Origin of the sequence: Aggregicoccus sp. 17bor-14 (genome assembly GCF_009659535.1) — a bacterium.
GTDB lineage: Bacteria > Myxococcota > Myxococcia > Myxococcales > Myxococcaceae > Aggregicoccus.
The window spans coordinates 165448-184565 of record NZ_VJZZ01000007.1 but is presented as its reverse complement, the minus strand read 5'-3'; the positions used below and the strand labels follow the sequence as shown (position 1 = coordinate 184565).

Annotated in this window: 16 protein-coding genes; 7 read left to right on the top strand and 9 right to left on the bottom strand. The window is 71.9% G+C overall.

From position 1 onward, the window contains the following. Positions 1–21: 21 nt before the first annotated feature. Together FGE12_RS15270 and FGE12_RS15265 are read right to left on the bottom strand one after the other, a co-directional pair. Entirely contained in the window at positions 22–1110 is a 1089-nt protein-coding gene (locus FGE12_RS15270) for an acetylserotonin O-methyltransferase (RefSeq protein ID WP_228530810.1), read from the bottom strand. Between the two features lie 165 nt (positions 1111–1275). Then, the gene (locus tag FGE12_RS15265; RefSeq protein WP_153867199.1) at positions 1276–1956 is read right to left on the bottom strand and encodes a hypothetical protein; all 681 of its coding nucleotides are present in this window, start codon (positions 1954–1956) and stop codon (positions 1276–1278) included. Between the two features lie 564 nt (positions 1957–2520). Here FGE12_RS15265 and FGE12_RS15260 point away from each other — a divergent pair. Continuing rightward, a complete protein-coding gene (locus FGE12_RS15260) occupies positions 2521–3129 on the top strand; it encodes an alpha/beta hydrolase (RefSeq protein WP_228530809.1) in 609 nt (202 codons plus the stop codon). Positions 3130–3193: 64 nt separating this feature from the next. Beyond that, a complete protein-coding gene (locus tag FGE12_RS15255) occupies positions 3194–3724 on the top strand; it encodes a cupin domain-containing protein (RefSeq protein WP_153867370.1) in 531 nt (176 codons plus the stop codon). A gap of 43 nt (positions 3725–3767) precedes the next feature. Here FGE12_RS15255 and FGE12_RS15250 read toward each other — a convergent pair whose 3' ends face one another. The 4 genes from FGE12_RS15250 to FGE12_RS30345 all read right to left on the bottom strand — a co-directional run bounded on the left by FGE12_RS15250 (position 3768) and on the right by FGE12_RS30345 (position 10468). Continuing rightward, a complete protein-coding gene (locus FGE12_RS15250; protein ID WP_153867197.1) occupies positions 3768–5051 on the bottom strand; it encodes a cell wall metabolism sensor histidine kinase WalK in 1284 nt (427 codons plus the stop codon). A gap of 9 nt (positions 5052–5060) precedes the next feature. Beyond that, entirely contained in the window at positions 5061–6641 is a 1581-nt protein-coding gene (locus tag FGE12_RS15245) for an ATPase domain-containing protein (protein ID WP_194797905.1), read from the bottom strand. A 171-nt stretch (positions 6642–6812) separates the two neighbouring features. Beyond that, positions 6813–9176, bottom strand: a complete 2364-nt coding sequence (locus FGE12_RS15240; RefSeq protein WP_194797904.1) for a UvrD-helicase domain-containing protein — start codon at positions 9174–9176, stop codon at positions 6813–6815. 86 nt (positions 9177–9262) lie between these two features. Further along, a complete protein-coding gene (locus tag FGE12_RS30345) occupies positions 9263–10468 on the bottom strand; it encodes a CBS domain-containing protein (RefSeq protein WP_228530808.1) in 1206 nt (401 codons plus the stop codon). 195 nt (positions 10469–10663) lie between these two features. Here FGE12_RS30345 and FGE12_RS15230 point away from each other — a divergent pair, with 195 nt between their 5' ends. From FGE12_RS15230 to rimO, 5 genes are all read left to right on the top strand, one after another. Beyond that, positions 10664–11128 (top strand): CBS domain-containing protein, encoded by a 465-nt coding sequence (locus tag FGE12_RS15230; RefSeq protein ID WP_153867195.1) that lies wholly within the window; start codon positions 10664–10666, stop codon positions 11126–11128. A gap of 204 nt (positions 11129–11332) precedes the next feature. Further along, a complete protein-coding gene (locus FGE12_RS15225; RefSeq protein ID WP_153867194.1) occupies positions 11333–12979 on the top strand; it encodes a ribonuclease J in 1647 nt (548 codons plus the stop codon). Positions 12980–13009: 30 nt separating this feature from the next. Then, positions 13010–13507, top strand: a complete 498-nt coding sequence (locus FGE12_RS15220) for a YajQ family cyclic di-GMP-binding protein (RefSeq protein ID WP_153867193.1) — start codon at positions 13010–13012, stop codon at positions 13505–13507. Positions 13508–13596: 89 nt separating this feature from the next. Further along, the gene (locus FGE12_RS15215) at positions 13597–14670 is read left to right on the top strand and encodes a hypothetical protein (RefSeq protein WP_153867192.1); all 1074 of its coding nucleotides are present in this window, start codon (positions 13597–13599) and stop codon (positions 14668–14670) included. Between the two features lie 7 nt (positions 14671–14677). Beyond that, on the top strand, positions 14678–16087 hold the full coding sequence (rimO, locus tag FGE12_RS15210; protein WP_370458993.1) for a 30S ribosomal protein S12 methylthiotransferase RimO: 1410 nt from the start codon (positions 14678–14680) through the stop codon (positions 16085–16087). Between the two features lie 51 nt (positions 16088–16138). Here rimO and FGE12_RS15205 read toward each other — a convergent pair whose 3' ends face one another. From FGE12_RS15205 to FGE12_RS15195, 3 genes are all read right to left on the bottom strand, one after another. Then, entirely contained in the window at positions 16139–17530 is a 1392-nt protein-coding gene (locus FGE12_RS15205) for a hypothetical protein (protein WP_370458992.1), read from the bottom strand. After that, complete coding sequence (locus FGE12_RS15200; protein WP_153867191.1) at positions 17531–18346, bottom strand: outer membrane lipoprotein carrier protein LolA; 816 nt, start codon at positions 18344–18346, stop codon at positions 17531–17533. 88 nt (positions 18347–18434) lie between these two features. Next, positions 18435–19115: an RNA methyltransferase gene (locus FGE12_RS15195; RefSeq protein ID WP_153867190.1), complete on the bottom strand. Its 681-nt coding sequence runs from the start codon at positions 19113–19115 to the stop codon at positions 18435–18437. Between the last annotated feature and the right edge of the window lie 3 nt (positions 19116–19118).

The following is a 19118-nucleotide window of genomic DNA, read 5'->3' as shown; positions in this document are numbered from 1 at the left end:
CATTTCGACATGCACCGGGCGCTACTTGTACGCGATGGCGGCGCTCGCCGGGCCTGCGAGCGGCAGCACCTGGACCTCGCGGAAGCCGGCCGCCTGGCACCACTGCCGGAAGTCCGCGCCGGTGAAGTCGAAGGCGTCGCCGAACTCGATGAGCATGTTCAGGGACATCATCAGGCCGAACACGTTCTGGCGCCGCTCGTCGTCGATGAGGTTCTCCACCGCGATGAAGGCGCCGCCCGGGGGCAGCGCGGCGTGGGCGGCGCGCACGAGGTGCAGCTTCCGCTCCAGGTTCCAGTCGTGGAGGATCATCCCCATGGTGATGACATCCGCGCGCGGGAGCGGCTCGCGCAGGAAGTCGCCCGACACGGGCGTCACGCGGTCGCTCACGCCGGCAGCGGCGATGGAGCGCCGGGCGATGGGCTCCACCACCGGCAGGTCGAAGCTCTTGCAGCGCAGGTGCGGGTACTTCTGGGCGAGGATGATGGAGAGCTGGCCCGTGGCGCCGCCCACGTCGCACACGGTGGCGTAGCGCGAGAAGTCGAAGCGCTCGGCGAGCATGCGGAAGTTGCCGGCGGAGATGCCGGACATGGCGCGCATGAACTGCTCGAGCCGCTCCGGGTCCGCGTAGAGCTCCTCGAACATGGAGCGGCCCGAGCGCTTGAGCTCGTTCTGCGGCTCGCCTGTCTTCAGCGCCTCGGTGAGCCCGCCCCAGAAGCCGTAGAGCCGGGCATTGGCCATCTCGAGGATGCCGCCGATGTACTGCGGGCGCGTGGAGTCGAGGAACTGCGCCGTCTCGGGCGTGTTCGCGTACCGCGCCTCCGGCCCCGAGCCCTCGCGCTCGAGCAGGCGGAGCGCGACCAGGCCGTCGAGGAAGTCGAACACCGCGCGCGAGCGCAGCTGCAGCCGCTCGGCAATCTCGCCGCCCGTGAGGCCGTGGTCGCCCAGCAGCGTGAAGAGGCCGAGCTCGACTGCGGTGAGCAGCGTCTTGGCAGGCCAGAAGCCCCAGCCCGTCTGAAGAATGGCCGATGGGTCGAGCGCAGGCGCCCGTTCCGCTGCCGCTCCGCGGCCTCTCGCCGCCTCCGTCCGCGTGTCCGTCTGCGTGTGCATCATGGGGTGCCTCCGCGCTGGGGTCTGCTGCGCGCGCAGCCATCACGCCGATGCGGGTGGGCGGCAACCGCACCAAAGGGGGGCACGGGCGTGGCTGCAGCGCAACCACCGGCTGCCCGCCTTCAGGTCGGGGAGGCGGGCGAAGCCTTCGAGCCCGTGCGCCGAGGCTCAGTGCAGCAGCACGTCGAGCGCGGCGATCACGAGCGCGGAGGCGACGGCGCCGCCGAAGAGCCACCGGGGCGCGAAGTGGACGTGCCCGCCGTGCTCGCCGAAGAACGAGAGCGCAATCACCGCCCCGCTGACGAGCGCGAAGCCGTGGGCCTGGACGATGGGGGGTACGTGCACGACGAGCGCACCGAGCCACCCCGCGAGCACGGCAGCGGCGAGCAGCGGACCGAAGCGGCGCCAGCCCGCGGCGTCGCGCAGGTAGAGGGCATGGTCCAGGTGAGCCAGGTGCACGCCGAGCCCCGCCACCAGGAACGGCACTGCTGCCCAGTCCGCGTCGCCCCGCGCGATGAGGGCCCCGAGGAGCAGGTTGTAGGCGAGGAGCGGGAGGTAGACGCGTCGCGGCCGCCTGCTCCCGCGCTCGGCCTCCAGATAGGCGATCACCGCGCTCAGCCCGAAGAGCGCGACGAGCCACAGCTGCAGGCCGGGGAACAGCAGCCGCGAGGCGAAGCGGTGCTGCAGCTCGGCGTCATCCGGGAGCAGGTGGAGGAACACGTAACCGAGGGCGAAGCCCACCGCGGCCGAGTCGATGCGGGGTCCGATCTTGAAGCCGAAGCGGCCCACGCCCAGGTGCACCAGCGCGAGGCACACCACGGAGAACAGCTCGGGCGGGTGGATGGCCATCACGCACCTCGGTTGCGCTGCATGACCGGCCTCCGCGCGCGGCCCGCAGGCTCGCCTCGCCCTTCCGCGCCCTCAACGTGCATCGCTCCCCCCTGCGGCGCAACTCATCGCGGCTCGCGGTCGTGCGGGCTGCGGGCAGGTGGCGTGTAGGGTGCGCGCCGACTCGTCCTGGAGGGCAGTACCGCGCGTGGCGCGCGCCGCGAGACGACCCGGAGCTCCCTGAGCCCTGACCGCGGGTGCACCTCCGAAACTCTGGCCATGCCCGGGTCACTGTCTGGCTGAATGCGAACGCTGCGCTCGACTCCACCGTCTCGCTTCCGGCACCCGGACGACCGCCGTTCCACGGCCTGGGCCCTGGTCGTCGTGGCGCTCCTGTCCGCTCCTGCCTGCCGCTCACGGGACGCTGCGACCGCGCGGACGGCTTTCGACGCCGGTGCGGAGTCACCGTCAACAGCGGCTCAGCCCCCGGCCGAGGAAGCGGGGAGCACGACCCGGGGCGAGATCGCGGGCGTGCGCTACCTCGAGCACATGACGGGCGGGGCCCGACCTGAAGAGCGGGTGCCGATGATCGTCGCGCTGCATCCCATGGGCGGGAACCCCGAGGGCCTGCTCCCGATTCTCGGGCGTTACCACCGCCGCGCCCGCCTCATCCTCCCGTATGGCCACCCGCGCGGCGGCATGTACCTCTGGTTCGACTCCGTCCGCGAGGACGTCGCAGCGCCCGTGGTGACGCGGGAAGCGGATCGGCTCGCCGTCGCGCTCGCCGCGCTGGTCGCCGCCCGCCCCACCATTGGAAAGCCGCTCGTCACCGGCTTCTCGCAGGGCGGCATCATGACCTTCGCCCTGGCGGTCACCCACCCCGAGGCGCTGGCGGCCGCCTTCCCCATCAGCGGCCTGCTCCCGCCCTCGCTCTACCCATCGGCCGCGCTCAGCTCGCGGTCTCGACCGGCAACGCTCCCGCCGGTTTCGGCCTTCCACGGCGCCGCCGACCTCGCGGTGCCGACCCGGAGCGCGCGCGCCTCGATCGCCGAGCTGCGGCAGGCCGGGTACTCCGCGGAGCTGCGCGAGTACGCCGGAGTCGAGCACGACACGTCCGTCGAGGAGGAGAACGAGCTCTTGGAGCAGATCGGGCGGGCCGCCGACGGCCTCGCGGCGGCGGCGCCAGCGCCCTGAAGCGATCGCGCCCGCGGCGAAACCCGTGTCCCCCACCGGCGGCGAGCGTGGCACGCTGCTCTCCATGCCCGCACGCCCTCCCCCTCCCCCTTCGGCGCCTGACCTGACAGACGAGGTCCGGCGCCTCGTCGAGCAGCTCGGCCTCGCACCCCATCCCGAGGGCGGCTTCTACCGGGAGACGTTCCGCGCGCCACTCCAGCTGGAGGGCCTCCCGCACGGGGCTCCGCGCTCCGCGTCCACGGCCATCTACTTCCTCCTGCCGGCGGGTACCTTCTCGGCGTTCCACCGGGTGACCTCGGACGAGGTGTGGCACCACTACGACGGGGACTCACTGGAGCTCCACATCGTCGATGCCCACGGCACCCCCACGCGCCACGTGCTGGGCACCCGCTTCTCGGAGGCCGAGCTGCCCCAGGTGGTGGTCCCCGCGGGCGCCTGGCAGGCGGCGAGGCCCCTCGGCGCGCGCTACACGCTGTGCGGCTGCACCGTCAGCCCGGGCTTCGACTTCCAGGACTTCACGCTCGGAACGCGCGCGGAGCTCCACCGCGTCCTCTCCGGCCACCCGGAGCTGGTCGAGCGCTTCACCCGGGACTGAGCCGCCGTCCGCGCGCGGCGCGCGGCGGTGCGTGCTCCGGCGTTCAGGGGGCGCGCCACGCGGCACCTGCGCGCGCGCGCACCGGGAGGCGCACGGTAAAGGTTGCGCCCGTTCCCGGACCCTCGCTGGCCACCGAGATGGTGCCGCCGTGCAGCTCCACCACGTGCCGGGCGATGGCGAGCCCCAGTCCGAGTCCGCCCTTGCGCTGGGAGCGGGTGAGGCTGCCCTGGGCGAAGGGCTCGAAGATCTGCCCCAGCACCTCGCGGGGGATGCCGATGCCCGTGTCGCTCACCGCGAGCTCCACCCCGGCGGGGGACTCGCTCACCCGCAGCGTCACCCGGCCGCCCTCCGGCGTGAACTTCAGCGCGTTGATCAGCAGGTTCCACAGCACCTGGCGCAGCCGGCTCGCGTCCCCCAGCACCTCGCCGTGGAAGGCGGGCGGAATGCTGCTGGTCAGGGTGATGCCCTTGGCGTGCGCCGCAGGCTCCGACGCCTCGATCGCCTCGGCCACCATCGCGGCGAGCCGCAGCGGCTCCAGCTCCACGGTGAGCTTGCCGCTCAGCGTCTGGGAGGCCTCGAGCAGGTCCTCCACCAGCTTCGCCTCGGCGTCCACGCTGCGCTTCATGGCCAGCAGCAGCCGGCGGATGTTCTCCGGGTCGTCCAGCTGCGTGCGCAGCAGCTGGTCGATGCGCAGCCGCAGGCTCTGCAGCGGGGTGCGCAGCTCATGGGAGACGCCGAGCAGGAACTCGTCGCGCATCCGGGCGAGCTCCCGCATCGCGCTCAGCGCCGAGAGCTGGTTGAGGTTCTGCGTGGCGAGCGTCTTGAGCAGGGTGCCTGCCACCTCGAAGCGGCTCGCGCTCGTCGGCTGCTGCAGGCGCGAAGTGCTCCACAGCGTGTGCCCCGCGATGCCCAGCGCGCGCCCCAGCCGCTCGCACTCCACGGGATCCGAGAAGTGGTCGAACACCCAGCCGTAGAGCACCGCGCCCACGGGGCGCGCTCCCACCAGCAGGGGAAGCGCGTCCACGCGCAGCGAGCCGTACAGCTGGCGCGAGAGCGGCTCGCGCGTGTGGAGCACCTCCTGCACCAGCTCGGCCTCGGCACGGTCCGCGGGCCCCGCGGGGCTCCACAGCCCCGCGCCCACCAGCAGCGCGCTCAGCGGGGTGCAGTAGAGCGGACCGGCCACGCGCTTCCCCGATGCATCGTAGATGCAGGCGGTGAGCCCGGTGGCCTGGCAGAACTGCTCGATGGCCGGCGCCCACTGGGCGTTCTCCAGGGTGGCGGGCCATGCGGCTGTGCCGTCACCGGCCGGGGACGACGGGTCGTTCATGCGCATCCGCTACTCCTTCGGGATGCGAGGGGACCGGGGCAGGTGCCCCCCGTCCTGCAGCGCCGTCTCGATGACCGGGCTCTGGCGTGCCGGGGAGCGCGAGAGCAGCCCGTAATAGCTGGAGAAGGGCAGCTGCGGCACCTCGGGCAGCGCGGCCGCCTCGCCCGAGTCCTCGTCCAGCAGCGAGATGCCGCCCTGGCCGATCACGTACTCGCGTGTCTTCTGCACGTTCTTGCTGCCGCGCACCTTGGGGATGGTGATGGCGCGGCGCAGCCGGGTGGAGACCTCCACGTAGTTGAAGAGGATGATGTTGTCGACGAGGTGCGAGGCCTTCAGGTTCTCGCTGATCTGCGACACGCCCAGCAGCTCCGGGCTCTCGTAGTTGCACATCACCGTGCACAGCCGGCGCTTGAGGTAGGTGGCCAGCGCGTACATGAAGTCGGTGGCCTCCTCGGGGCTCGCCGCCTCGTAGGCGGCGACCGAGTCGAGCACCACGCGCTGGATGTGGTGCTGCTCCACCAGCCGCGCGATGCGGTCGAAGTGCACGTCCAGCTCCAGCTCGAGCGGGCTCTCGTAGTGGATGAAGAGCTTCTCCTGCGCGAGGGGGCCCGCGAGGTCCAGCCCCAGCGTGGCGGCGTTGCGGATGAGCTGCTGCGGGTGCTCGTCCAGCGTCACCAGCAGCCCGCGCTCGCCGCGCTTCGCCCCGTCGGTGAGGAACTGCACCGCGGAAACGGTCTTGCCCGTGCCGGAGATGCCCACCGTGAGCGTCACCGAGCCGCGGTAGAGCCCGCCCTGCATGAGGCCGTCGAGCGCGGGACAGCCGCTGGACACCCGCTCCATCGAGGTGGGCTGGTCCACGAAGGCATGCGGCCGCGACTGGCTGCGGCGGTACACCTGGATGCCATGCCCCGCCTCGATGCGCAGCGTGTGCTGGCCGGTGAGGAACTCCTGGCCGCGTGACTTCACCACCTCGAGCGTGCGCAGCATGCCGCGCCGCCGCCGCTGGGTGCCCAGCGTGATGATGGTGTCGCAGACGAAGCGCTCGTGCGCGTGGCTCGTCTCCTCCGGCCCCGGGCCCTCGATCTCCCGGGTGAGCAGCGCGGTGATGCCCAGCCGCTGCAGCCCCTCGACCAGCAGGTGCAGGCTCTCGCGGTAGGAGCGCTGGTGGCGGCTCTGCGCGAGCAACTGCAGGGGTGTGAGCCCGTCGATGAGCAGGCGCTTCGCGCCCAGCGCGGCGATCTCGCTCGCCAGCACCCCGTCGGTGGACTGCAGCTCGTCCATGAGCACCGAGGGACTGGTGTAGAGGATCTTCACCTTGCGCTGGCGCTCCAGCTCCTCGAAGTCCCAGTCGTAGCCGCGCGCGTCGCGCAGCAGCTTCTGCGGCGAGAGCTCGAAGGTGACGATGACGCCCGGCTCGTCGAAGCGCCGCGCGCCCGCGTGGATGAAGCCCAGGCCCAGCGTGGTCTTCCCGGTGCCCGGCGCCCCCTCCACCAGGATGATGTTGTTGCGCGTCACCCCGCCGAACAGCACTTCATCGAGTCCGGAGACGCCGGTGGGGATCAGCCGCGAGGCGGTGTCACTCTTGAGCATGCCCGCACCGTGCTCACGCCCCATGCACCCCGTCATCTGCCAAGTGGTCCGCTGGCCAGGGCCTCCTCGGCTACTCAACACCAGCGAGCGAGCCCTCGGCGGGAGCTCCCCGGACGAGCGCCCGTCATTCCGGGAACTCCGGGGCATCAGGGGAGCGGCCCGCGCGCCGCCTCACGCCGGCATGAGGAAGCGTGCGATGACGCGCTTGAGCCCCACGTTCTTGAACTCCACCGTCACCTTCGCATTCGGCCCCTGCCCGTCCGCGGAGACGATTCTCCCGGTGCCGAACTGCTCGTGACGCACGCGCATCCCGCGCACGTCGCCGCTCATCCCCTCGCCGCCCGAGTCCTGCGAGTAGCTCGAGTCGATGCGAGGGCCCCCGTCGTCCTCGTCCACCGCGCGGCGCTTGTACGGGGTGCCCATGGAGGGTGGAGGCCGCGGGGGCGCTGCCACCTCGCGGTCGAAGCCGAAGCGCTGCGGCTCCACGTCCTTGAGGAAGCGGCTGGGCGGGTTGTAGCGCAGCTCGCCGAAGAGCGCCCGGCACTGCGCGAGGCTCACGAAGAGCCGCTTGCGCGCGCGCGTGAAGCCCACGTAGCAGAGGCGCCGCTCCTCGGCCATCTCCTCGTCCCCTGCGCCCTCCTCGTCCCCGTCCTCCATCGCGGCGATCGCGTTGAGCGCGCGCGAGTGGGGAAACACGCCGTCCTCCATGCCCGCGAGGAACACCGCGTCGAACTCGAGGCCCTTCGCCGCGTGCAGGGTCATCAGGGCCACGCGCCCGTCGCCCACGTCCTGGTCCGCATCCCCCACGAGTGAGATCTGCTCGAGGAAGGCCTGCAGCGCGGGCACGTCCGCGGCCAGCGGCGCGTTGTCGAGGTCCGGGTTCGCCTCGGGCACGGGCTGTCCCTGCGCGGCCGTCTCCGCCGCCACGGCGGCCGCGGCGCGGTTGAGGTCGAACTCCTGCGAGGCGCCGAGGAACTCCTTCAGGTTCTCCGCGCGGGTGAGGGCCTCGTCCGTGCCCTCGGCGGTGAAGGCCTCCACGAGCTTCGTCTCGTTGAGCATCCGGTCCACGGCGCTCGCCGCGTCCGGGGCGCTCTGCCCGTAGCCGTGCAGGCTCTCGAGCAGCTCGCGGAAGCCCGCGAGCCGCCGCTGCGCTGCGCTGTTGAGGCCCGGGACGCGCTCGGGGTGCTCGAGCGCCTCGAAGAGGCTCACGCCCTCGCCCGTGGCGTAGCCGGTGAGCCGCTCCAGCGTGGTGTCCCCGATGCCGCGCGCCGGCGTGTTGATGACGCGCAGCAGGTCCGCGTCCGAGCGCGGGTTCACCATCAGGCGCAGGTAGGCGGCGGCGTCCTTCACCTCGGCGCGCTCGTAGAAGCTGCGGCCGCTCACCAGGGTGTAGGGCACGCGCGCGAGCCGCAGCGCCTCCTCGAGCACGCGGCTCTGCGCGTTCACCCGGTAGAACACCGCCATGCTCGAGTACTTGATGAAGCCCTCGCGCGCGAGCGCGTGGATCTGCCGGGCGATCTCCTGCGCCTCGGCCCGCTCGTCGCGGCTCATCAGCAGCGTGAGGTTGTCGCCGCGGGGCCGGTCGCTCCACAGCTTCTTCGCCATGCGGCGGCGGTTCTTGGTGATGACGTCGTTGGCCGCCTCGAGGATGACCTGGTCCGAGCGGTAGTTCTGCTCGAGCTTCACCACCCGCGCGCCCGGGTACTGCTCGGGGAAGAGCAGGATGTTGTCCACGTTGGCGCCGCGCCAGCGGTAGATGGACTGGTCGTCGTCGCCCACCACCACCAGGTTCGCGCTCGGCGGCGGCGCGAGCTGCTTGAGCAGCGCGTACTGCACGGGGTTGGTGTCCTGGAACTCGTCCACCATCACGTGCGTGAAGCGCGTCTGGTAGCGCGCCAGGACGTCCGGGCGCTTGCGGAACAGCGTGACGAGCAGGAGCAGCAGGTCGCCGAAGTCCACCGCGTTCGCCGCGCGCAGCAGGCGCTGGTAGGCGCGGTAGGTGTTGCGCACGATCTGCCCGCGCTGGTCGTCCGCCTCCACCTCGATGTCGTCCGGCAGGCGCGCCTGGTTCTTGTGCCCGTCGATCTTGTGGAGGATCTCGCGCGGCTGCATCAGCGGCTCCACGCGCGCCTCGCGCATCGCGCGCTTCACCACCTGCAGCTGGTCCGCGTCGTCGTAGATGACGAAGGAGCGGGTGAGGCCCACGGCCTCCGCCTCACGGCGCAGGATCATCGCCGCGGCCGAGTGGAAGGTGCTCACCACCAGGTCGTGCGCCTGCGCGCCCAGCAGCCCCTCCAGGCGCTCGCGCATCTCGCGCGCCGCCTTGTTGGTGAAGGTCACCGCCAGGATGCGCCACGGGAACACGCGGCGCACCTTCACCAGGTGCGCCACGCGCCGGGTGATGACGCGGGTCTTGCCGCTGCCCGCGCCGGAGAGCACCAGCAGGGGGCCGTCCCCATGCAGGACGGCCTCGCGCTGGGGCGGGTTGAGGTCGGCGAGGAGCGGGGCTTCGAGCGGGGATTCGGACGCGTTCACGGGCCGGCTTCTTTAACGCCTTTCCGCCTGCTCTGCGGCCCCTTCTGCACCCCGCCTGGCTGCCTGCCCCCCGGCGCCTCCGGGGCCTAGGTGAACGAGCGGCTCCAGAAGGAGCGGCGCGAGGAGATGCGCTCGAGCGCGGCCTGCAGCTCCTCGTCCTGCTCCGCCCGGTTCGCGATGTCCGCCATGGCGATGATGCCCAGCAGCCGGTCCTCGCGGTCCACCACCGGCACGCGGCGGATCTGCTTGCGGCCCATCAGCTCGATGAGCTCGTGGATGCTCTCCTCCGGCGTCACCGCCTCCACGTCGTCCGTCATCACGTCGGACACGCGCAGGGTGTGGGGCTGGCGCTCGTCCACGAAGGCGCGCACCACCACGTCGCGGTCGGTGAGCACACCCACCAGGCGCAGGTTCTCGTCCACCACCGGCACGATGCCCACGTTCTCGTCCTTCATGATCTGCGCCGCATCGCGCAGCGGGCTGTCGCGGCGCACCGTGCGCGGGTTGCGGGTCATGATCTCCTGCGCGGTGAGCGGCTCGCGCTGCCAGCGCCCGCGCTGGGTCGCCGAGCCCATGGAGGACCCCATCGCCCCCGTCGCCCCCGTGCGCATGTAGCCCTGGCCATCTGGCCGGCGCGCGAAGTCCCTGCCGCCCTCGGCCATGCGGCTGCCCTCGCCGTACGCGCCGCTCTCGAAGCCCCCCTCGCGCCGGCCGTAGTCCGAGTACAGCCCGCGGTCCTCGCGCATCCCCGTGCCGTAGCCCGCCTCCGGGTAGCCGCGGCGCTGGATGTCGCGCAGCTCCTGCTGGGGCGTCTGCGTGTAGCGCGTCTCGCGCTCGTTCACCTCGCGCCCGGTCCGGCGGCTGCGCTCGAAGGACGAGTCCACGTCCCCATCGGAGTCCGCGCCGCTGCGGCCGTAGCGCCGCTCGTCGCGGCTCGGGGTGTCGTCGAAGCTGCGCGAGTCGTCGCGGTAGGAGCCCTCGCGGATCGAGCGTCCGTAGTCGCCATAGCCCTCACGCCCGCGCGACTCCCAGCGCTCGTCGTCCGAGCTCCCGAACGAGCGGCCCTTGAGACGTTCGCTCGCGGCGCGGAAGAAGCGGCCCAGCCCGCCGCCGCGCCCCGTGTCCTCGCGGCCGAAGCCCTGCTCGGTGCGTCCGCTCGAGGCCTGCGACGAGGTCGCCGAGGGCTGGAAGTTGCCGATCACCTCGTCGGTGCGCGGGGTGTCGCTGGAGGCACCGCGGTTGGGGTTGGAGGGGTTCGTGCCTTGACGGAAGTCCGGCTGCTTGTGGGCCATGGGGGTCCTCCTGGGGAAGGGGTTCTGTGGGCGTCCAGAGGCGGCAAAGGTGGGCACCCGCGGGGCGTGCCGCAGACCCTCGACGGCGGTCTCCCGGCCGCAGGGCACGCGCTCGTCCGCGCCGTCGGGAGCTTCCTGCCTGCCAACCGCCGGGGGAGGCCGCACGTTCGGGGGTTGAAGAACGCAGAGGTCTCCATGAGCACACGCACGGTGGCGCAGTACATGACCCGCAGCCCGCGCACGGTGGGCCCGGAGGACACGCTCGCCGAGGCCCAGCGCCTCATGCGCGAGCGCCGCATCCGCCACCTGCCCGTGCTCGAGGAGGGGCTCCTGCGCGGGGTGCTCTCCCAGCGCGACATCTACCTCATGGAGACGCTGCAGGGCGTGGACCCCGGGGACGTGGCCGTGAGCGAGGCGCTGCGCGCGGACGTGCCCCGCGTGTCGCCGGGCGCCGCGCTGGAGACGGTGGTCGCGCGCATGTGGCAGGAGAAGCACGGCGCGGTGGCGGTGGTGGAGGAGCGCCGCCTGCTGGGCATCTTCACCCGCTCGGACGCCCTGCGAGCGCTCGTGGAGCTGCTCTCGGAGCGCCCCTCGCCGGGCGTCTCCGACGACGACTTCCCCGAAGACCTGCACGCAGGCGTCGGCCTGCCGGCTCCCTGAGCATCTGCTGAGCCCGCTCCTTGCAGAACCCCGCCTGCTGTCCCTGCACGGGAGCGCGTTGAGGGGGGCGTCTGGGCGAGGGCCTTCCGTGCATGGGCAGTTCTTTTCCCACCCGGGGCAAGGTGCTTCTCCGGGCAGGCCGTCGTGCGCGCAGCGCATGAAAGCGGCAGACGTGTCGGAGCGCGGTGGCCATAATCGGAGCACATGCTCCACGTCATCCCGCTCGGCGGCCTCGGAGAGTTCGGCCTCAATGCCCTGGTGCTCGCCTGCCGCGGGGAGTCCCTGCTCATCGACTGCGGGCTGATGTTCCCGCCCGAGTCCATGCCCGGCGTGGACATCATCGTCCCGGACTTCACGCACCTCACCCGCGGCGGCGGCCTGCAAGGCATCGTGCTCACGCACGGGCACGAGGACCACGTGGGCGCCCTGCCCTTCCTCCTCTCGGAGCTCGCGCCGCGCAAGGTGCCCGTCTACGGCACCCGCTTCACGCTCGCGCTGGTGCGCCACCGCCTGGAGGAGGCGGGCATCGAGGCGGACCTTCGCGTCATCGAGCCGCGCCACCCCTTCGGCGTGGGCAGCCTCTTCACCGTCGAGGCCACGCGCGTGACGCACACCGTGCCGGACGCAGTGGGGTACGCGGTGCGCACGCCCGAGGGCACGGTCATCCACACCGGCGACTTCAAGCTGGACCCGGACCCCATCGACGGGCTGAAGACGGACCTCGAGCGCTGGGGCGAGTACGGCGACGAGGGCGTGCTCTGCCTCCTCTCCGACTCGACCAACTCCGAGCACACCCACGAGACGGGCAGCGAGCGCGTGGTGGAGGCCACGCTGGAGCGGCTCTTGCGCGAGGCCCCGGGCCGCGTGGTGGTCGCCACCTTCGCCTCCAACATCCACCGGCTGCGCCACGCGCTCGGCTCGTGCGAGCGGCTGGGGCGCAAAGTGGCGCTCGCGGGGCGCAGCATGGTGCGCAACGTGGAGATGGCGCGCGAGCTCGGCTACATCACCGCGCGCTCGGACCTCTTCATCAACATGGAGGACGCGGCGAGCCTGCCGCCGAAGCAGGTCGCCATCTTCACCACCGGCAGCCAGGCCGAGCCGCGCTCGGGGCTCGTGACGCTGGCCACCGGAGACGGGCCCGTGCGCCTGGGCCCGGATGACCTGGTCATCCTCAGCTCGCGCCCGATTCCCGGCAACGAGCGGGGCGTGGGCGCGCTCATCGACCAGCTCTACTGGCGCGGCTGCAAGGTGGCCTACGCCGCGCTGGAACCCGGCGTGCACGTGTCCGGTCACGCGAGCAAGCCGCAGCAGCAGCGGGTGCTGCAGGCGGTGCGGCCGAAGAACTTCGTCCCGGTGCACGGCGAGCTGCGCATGCTGGTGCGCCACCTGGGCACCGCGCGCGAGCTGGGCATGGCGCCCGAGCACCTGCTGCTCGCCAAGGACGGCGACCTGCTCGCCTTCGACGAGGGCCGCGGCCGCTTCGCCGGCAGCGTCCCCTACGGGCGCACGCTGCGCGACCGCTTCAGCCGCAGCGAGGTGACGCCGGAGGCCGTGACCGAGCGCAACCGGCTCGCCGAGACGGGGCTGCTCGTCGCGGCAATCGTCGTCGACCGCAGCCGCAACGTGCTGCTGGCCGGGCCCCAGCTCTCCGGGCAGGGCCTGGGGCTGGACGAGCAGGTGCAGCTGGGGCGGGTGGCCGAGGAGGCGAAGCGCATCTTCCAGGAGCTCAGCCCCAGCCTCTACGGGGACGACGCGCTCTTGCGCGAGGAGCTCACGCGGGCGGTGAAGCGGGCCTTCAAGCTGTACACGGCCAAGCGCGCGCCGGTGGTGCCACTGGTGGTGAAGATCTGAGCGGCAAAGTCTGATAAGGGCGGGCTCGCCATGCCCTCTTTCGACGTCGTCTCCAAGATCGATCTGGCCGAGCTGGACAACGCGGTGAACCAGACCAAGAAGGAGCTGAGCACCCGCTACGACTTCCAGGGTGTCCAGGCCGACGTGGTCGTCGCCCCGGACCACACCTCGCTCACGGTGAAGGCCAACAGCGAGGAGCGCGTGCAGGCCGCGAAGGAGGTGCTGCTGGCGAAGCTCGCCAAGCGCGGCATCAGCCTGCGGGTGCTGCAGTACGAGGACATCGAGAAGACCGGCCTCTCCAACGTGAAGCAGCTGATCAAGCTGCAGCAGGGCATCCCGGTGGAGAAGAGCAAGGAGCTGATCAAGGTCCTCAAGGAGTCCAAGATCAAGGTGCAGGCCAGCATCCAGGCGGACCAGCTGCGCGTGACGGGCAAGAACCGCGACGACCTGCAGGAGGCCATCGCGCTGTTCCGCGGCCAGCAGGACGTGCTGAAGCTGGACATGCAGTTCACCAACTTCCGCGACTAGAGGCCCCGGTCATGCGCACTCCCTCTCGTCGACACCGTGTCCTCCCTCTTCCCCTGGGAGAGGGTCGGGGTGAGGGATTGCGCCGCACCGTGCCCCTCGCGGCCCTGGCGCTGCTCCTGACCGCCGCGGCCCCCCGCCCCGCTCCGCTCCCCGCGCTCCCGAAGGCTCCCATCGTCGACGGCGTCACCCAGGACGCCCGCGCGGCCCGCACCCTCACCGTGTCCGAGCCTGCGCAGGGCCTCAGCGCGCGCGCCGCCTGGACCTCTCCTTCCGCGCTCTACGTGGCCGCGGAGCTGCGCGCCCAGCCCGGCGCCTCCGCCGCCCCCTTCGAGCTCGCGGTCTACTTCCCCGGCGCCGGCCCCACCGCTCCGGGCCTGCGCCTGCGCATCACCCCGGACGGCCGCGTGCAGCAGCTGGGCGACACGGGCGCTGCCGAGCCCGCGCCTGCCGCCATCAAGGCCGCGACCAAGGTGAGCGCCGCGGGCCTCGGCCTCGAGGTCCTCCTCCCGGCCCGCGCCCTGCCCCGCTTCCCTGCGACGGGCCCGCTCCTCGTGGACCTCTGCCTCACCCTGGAGACCTCCGGGGACGCCCCCCATCCCTCCACCTGCGCCGGCGGCGCGCCGCTGAGCGGCCCCCTGCAGCTCCCGGACGCCTTCCGCGCCTCCCTCAAGCTCCAGCCCCCCAAGGACGTCCTCACGCTCGAGGGCCGCGAGGGCGGCTGGCTCGGCTACGGCGACCTGCCCGTCCCCTCCTGGGTCCAGTCCGACTCCCCGCTCACCCAGCAATCGCTCGGGCGCCTGGTCGCCGGGACGCCGGTGGAGGCGAAGGCGGCCCGGGTGGGCGTGCCCGAGCAGCTGCGGCTGCCGGACGGGCGCATCCTCTTCAGCGTGCTCTCGGGCAAGGACCCGTACGCCCGGGACGGCCAGTGCAATGCCGAGCAGGAGCTGCGTGTTGGGCTCTTTCTCGTGAAGGGAAAGACCGCCCAGCGCGTCCTCGACTGGCCGGCCTCGACCTGCGCGCTGGGGCGTGTCCTCTCGATGCAGCTCGGAGAGGGTGATAGTGACGCTCCGGGCGCGCTCACGATGGGTTATTCGAACGGCGCGACCGTCAACTTCGCCTGGAGTGGAGACCACTTCGAGCGAACCGAACTCGGAAGCAGGTAAGCGAGCAGTGGCAACTCCCGAACCGAAGAGCCTCTACATGATGACCCTCGGCTGCCCGAAGAACAGGGTGGACTCCGAGGTGATGCTGGGCACCCTCAAGCACCGCGGCTACCAGCTGGTGCAGGACCCTGCCGCCGCCGAGGTCATCGTCGTCAACACCTGCGCCTTCATCGGTCCGGCGAAGCAGGAGTCGGTGGACTCCATCCTGGAGATGGCCGAGTTCAAGAAGAGCGGCCACTGCAGCACGCTGGTGGTGACGGGCTGCCTCAGCCAGCGCTACAGCACCGAGCTCGCCAAGGACATGCCGGAGGTCGACCACTTCCTGGGCACCAGCGCCTACGCGCAGATCGGCGACCTGCTCGCGGCCGAGGCCACGCCGCGCCAGGTCATCCCGGATCCCGACTACATCCACGACGCGCACACCCCGCGCGAGAACTCGATGCCGTCGTACACGGCATACCTGAAGGTCTCCGAGGGCTGCGACAACGCCTGCGCCTTCTGCATCATCCCCACGCTGCGCGGCGGCCAGCGCTCGCGCACCGTGGCGGACATCGTGGCGGAGGCCCAGCGCCTCGCCGCCTCCGGCGTGCAGGAGCTGAACCTCGTCGCGCAGGACCTCACGGCGTACGGCCATGACCTGCCCGGCAAGCCGAAGCTTCACGAGCTGCTCAAGGAGCTGGTGAAGGTGGACGTGAAGTGGATCCGCCTCCACTACGCCTACCCGCGCGTGTTCCCGGACGAGCTCATCGAGGTGATGGCCTCGGAGCCGAAGATCGCCAAGTACCTGGACATGCCGCTGCAGCACGCGAGCGACAAGCTGCTGATGGCGATGAAGCGCGGGCGCAACAGCCAGTTCCTCACCGACCTGCTCGCGAAGCTGCGCGCGCGCGTGCCGGGCCTCGTCATGCGCACGTCGATGATCGTGGGCCTGCCCGGCGAGACCGAGGAGGACTTCGAGCTGCTCAAGGAGTTCGTGCGCACGCAGCGCTTCGAGCGCCTGGGCGTGTTCCAGTACTCCGACGAGGAGGGCACCGCGGCGGCCGAGATGGCGGACAAGGTGCCGCAGAAGACCATCGAGCGGCGCTGGCGCGAGGTGATGGCCATCCAGAAGCGCATCAACCGCGAGCAGAACAAGAAGCTGGTGGGCAAGCAGATCGAGGTGCTGGTGGAGGGCCCCAGCCCCGAGAGCGAGCACCTGCTGGTGGGCCGCCACGAGGGCCAGGCGCCGGAGATCGACGGGCAGGTCTACATCAACGACGGCCTCGCCTACCCGGGCGAGTTCGTGACCATCGAGGTCACCGAGGCGCACGACTACGATCTCGTGGGCCGCGTGGTCTCCCGCCCCGACCCGAAGCAGCGCAAGCACACCGCGCGCGACAGCTTCCCGCTGCCCGTGCACATCGCCTCGCAGCGCTGACCGAGTCCTCCCTCTCCCTCTGGGAGGGGGTCGGGGTGAGGGAAGTACGCCCTACTCCGGATCCGCCGGCTCCTGCTCACGCGGGGCCGGCGTCTTCTTTTCCGGGGCCTGCACCTTCACCGACAGCGCCCCGCGCCCGAGCGGAGTGGGCTGGCAGTCGCAGGTAAACCGGCGCGTCACGAGCTGGTGCACGTAGGCGCACGTCGCCGGGCAGTAGTCGAGCGCGTCCTCCTCGAACAGCGCCGGCGTGAACCCCTCTGCATGCGCGAGCACCTGCGCGCACTCGGGCTGCTGCTGCGCGAGCACCGGCCACGGCACGACGTGCTGCGTGTTCTGTCCCTTCAGCCCGGGCGCGAAGGTGAGCCCCAGCCGGCAGGCGCTGCGCGCGAGGCTCGGGTCCGCGCCCACCGGCTCGAGCTCGAGCCGCCCGCCGCGCGGCAGGTCGCGCCACACCGCGCCCGAGACGGACAGGCGCCCATCGGGCTCGCGCCTGACCTGAAGCCCGTAGCAGCCCTCCTCGCTCTCACCCGGGCCGCAGGCGGCGCGCGCACCCGGGACCTGCGCGGGGCGGCGCAGGAGCAGCGTATGCCCCGCGAAGTCGAGCGTGGCCAGGAAGCGCCCCCACACGTCCGGCCCCAGGCGGCCCAGCGTGCCCGCGTGGCTCCAGCCCGCGCCCACCTCGAGCAGCAGGGGCCCCGCGGCGGCGCCCTCGGCGAGCGCCACGCTGTCCACGAGGAAGGCCTGGCGCGCCTGCCCCGGAACCGGCGCGAGCCCCGCGCCCTGCGCCGCGTTGCCCGCGAGCCGGGTGAAGGGCTCGCGCGTGCCGAGCACGAAGGCGCCGGCGAGCTCGCGCTCCCGTGCGCGCACGCGCACCGCCACCAGGGGCCAGTCCGCGGTGGGCTCGCGCGAGAGCTCCAGCACGAAGCGCTCCTCCCCGGCCACCGCGGGCGCCCGCAGATACGCCTCGCGCGGCCGCGAGCGCGAGAAGCGCAGCTCGCGGCGCAGCGGGTCCACCTCGAGCGCGTAGGGAGCGAGCACGTCCTGCCCCAGCGCGAGCACGCAGCCCTCCTCGCGCGAGAGTCCCACCGAGAGGCTGCCCAGCTGCGCGCGGCCCAGCTGCGCGCCCTCGAGCGGGACGCGCTCCCAGGTGCTGAAGCCGCCGGTGGGCTCGGGCACCCGCGCGCGCTCCTTCGCGCGCGGAGGCCCCTCGGGAAAGCAGCCGGGGGACGCCGTGCTCAGCGGGCGCGAGAGGTCCAGGAACACCTGGGCGGGCAGCGCGCCCACCTGCCCCTGCAGCTCCAGGCGCAGCGCGGGCTGCGCCACGAGCGGCAGGGTGAGGCCCGCGAGGCTGTCCGCGGGCGCGCGCGCCGGCGCGCCTCCGCGGTGGCAGGCGGAGGCGCCGAGCAGCAGCCCCGCCAGCAGCAGCGTGCGGACCGGGCGCACCTACTTCTTCGCCTTGGTGAAGTCCTCGATGTGCGTGTCCGCGGGCGGGTTGATGGCGAAGAACTCGGGCTTCACGCCGACGTTCGTCTTCAGGTCGAGGAAGGAGATCACGTTCTCGCTGCCGTCCGGGTCCACCACGGTGCTCTTGAGCACCTGGGCGCTCGTGGGGTCCACCTCGAGCCGCACCTGGCGGAAGCGCGTCTCGGCCTTGAGCGGGTCGAGCACCAGCAGCGTGCCCTTGCACGTGCTGCAGTCGGCGCGGCTGATGGCGAACTCGTCCGCGAGCTTGCCCTTGCCGAAGAGGAAGGTGACGGAGGCGGAGAGCTGGTTCGTGTCCAGCTTCGCCACGGTGAGGCTCTGCGCCGCGGGGTCATAGGCGTAGGCCTTCTCGTTCGCGAGCACGAAGGTCTTGGGCGCGGGGCTCGTGTACTCCCAGCGCATGCGGCCCGGCTTCATGAAGGTCACCGTGCCGCTGGAGACCTGCTTCCGCTTGAAGGTCTTGTACGTGTACTCCTGGTGGAAGCCGGCGCGGAAGTCCTGGGTCTTCTCGTAGAAGGCCTGCATCCGGTCCACGAGCGCCGTCACCGCAGGGTCCGTCTTCTTCGCGGCGGCGGGGGCGGCAGCCGGGGCGGCGGACGCCGCGGGGGCCTCGGCCTCAGGAGCCTTCGCGGCCGGGGCCTTGGCGGCGGGAGTCTTGCTCGCGGGGGCCTTCTGCACGGCCGCGGCGGGGGTGCCCGCGTCGGGCTTGGCTGCAGGCGCGGCGGCCTGGGCCACGGCGACAGCGAGGGCTACGAGGGCAGCATGGTCGAAAATCATGGTCGGGCAGTCTCCAGGTGGGGGGCCTGCAGGTCCAGCGTCTTGGGAGTGGGACGCAGGGGGCCTGTCCGGCATTCACCGGGTGCCCCTAGCGCGGCGCGTCCCGGAAGATGCGCTTTCGCTGCTTCACGCTCAGCACGTAGAAGCGCTCGCGCAGGGTGTGCGCCTCTTCGGGGGACAGGTCGCCCATGCCCCCCAGGTGCTCTTCCCGCCAGGCGACCGCCCGGCTGATCGTCGCGCTGGCGGCCGCGGAGATGTTGAAGCTCTGGGTGAAGCCCCGCATGGGGATCCAGAAGGTGCCGTCCACGCCCGCGAGCACCTCCTCGCTCACCCCGAAGCGCTCGTTGCCGAAGACGACCGCGAGCTTCTGGTCGAAGCGCAGCGAGTACACGCTCTTCGAGTCCTCGCGGATGGCGGAGGCGAGCAGCGTGAAGCCGCGCTCCTTGAGGTGCGTGCGGCAGCTCGCGAAGTCCTTGTAGAGCTTCACGTCCAGCCACTTGTCGCAGCCCTGGGCCACCTTCGAGTTGGGCACGAAGGGCGCGTCGGGGTTCTCCACGACGTGCACCTCCTGCACGCCGAGCCCCTCGCAGGTGCGCATCACCGCGGCCATGTTGAAGCTGTCCTCGAGCCGGTCGAGCACCACGGTGAAGGTGCGCGTGCGCAGGGACACCACGCGGTCGATCTTCTCCTTGCGCACGTCGAGCACCAGGGACTCCGCGTCCGGTGCCTCGCGCGCATAGCGCTCGTAGCGAGCCCCTCCCCCGCCCATCGC

What these genes read in the sequence shown, in the direction of transcription:
- FGE12_RS15270 (WP_228530810.1), bottom strand. Translation starts at nt 1,110, where the DNA reads ATGATGCACACGCAGACGGACACGCGGACGGAGGCGGCGAGAGGCCGC.
- FGE12_RS15265 (WP_153867199.1), bottom strand. Translation starts at nt 1,956, where the DNA reads ATGGCCATCCACCCGCCCGAGCTGTTCTCCGTGGTGTGCCTCGCGCTG.
- FGE12_RS15260 (WP_228530809.1), top strand. Translation starts at nt 2,521, where the DNA reads ATGATCGTCGCGCTGCATCCCATGGGCGGGAACCCCGAGGGCCTGCTC.
- FGE12_RS15255 (WP_153867370.1), top strand. Translation starts at nt 3,194, where the DNA reads ATGCCCGCACGCCCTCCCCCTCCCCCTTCGGCGCCTGACCTGACAGAC.
- FGE12_RS15250 (WP_153867197.1), bottom strand. Translation starts at nt 5,051, where the DNA reads ATGAACGACCCGTCGTCCCCGGCCGGTGACGGCACAGCCGCATGGCCC.
- FGE12_RS15245 (WP_194797905.1), bottom strand. Translation starts at nt 6,641, where the DNA reads ATGCTCAAGAGTGACACCGCCTCGCGGCTGATCCCCACCGGCGTCTCC.
- FGE12_RS30345 (WP_228530808.1), bottom strand. Translation starts at nt 10,468, where the DNA reads ATGGCCCACAAGCAGCCGGACTTCCGTCAAGGCACGAACCCCTCCAAC.
- FGE12_RS15230 (WP_153867195.1), top strand. Translation starts at nt 10,664, where the DNA reads ATGAGCACACGCACGGTGGCGCAGTACATGACCCGCAGCCCGCGCACG.
- FGE12_RS15225 (WP_153867194.1), top strand. Translation starts at nt 11,333, where the DNA reads ATGCTCCACGTCATCCCGCTCGGCGGCCTCGGAGAGTTCGGCCTCAAT.
- FGE12_RS15220 (WP_153867193.1), top strand. Translation starts at nt 13,010, where the DNA reads ATGCCCTCTTTCGACGTCGTCTCCAAGATCGATCTGGCCGAGCTGGAC.
- FGE12_RS15200 (WP_153867191.1), bottom strand. Translation starts at nt 18,346, where the DNA reads ATGATTTTCGACCATGCTGCCCTCGTAGCCCTCGCTGTCGCCGTGGCC.
- FGE12_RS15195 (WP_153867190.1), bottom strand. Translation starts at nt 19,115, where the DNA reads ATGGGCGGGGGAGGGGCTCGCTACGAGCGCTATGCGCGCGAGGCACCG.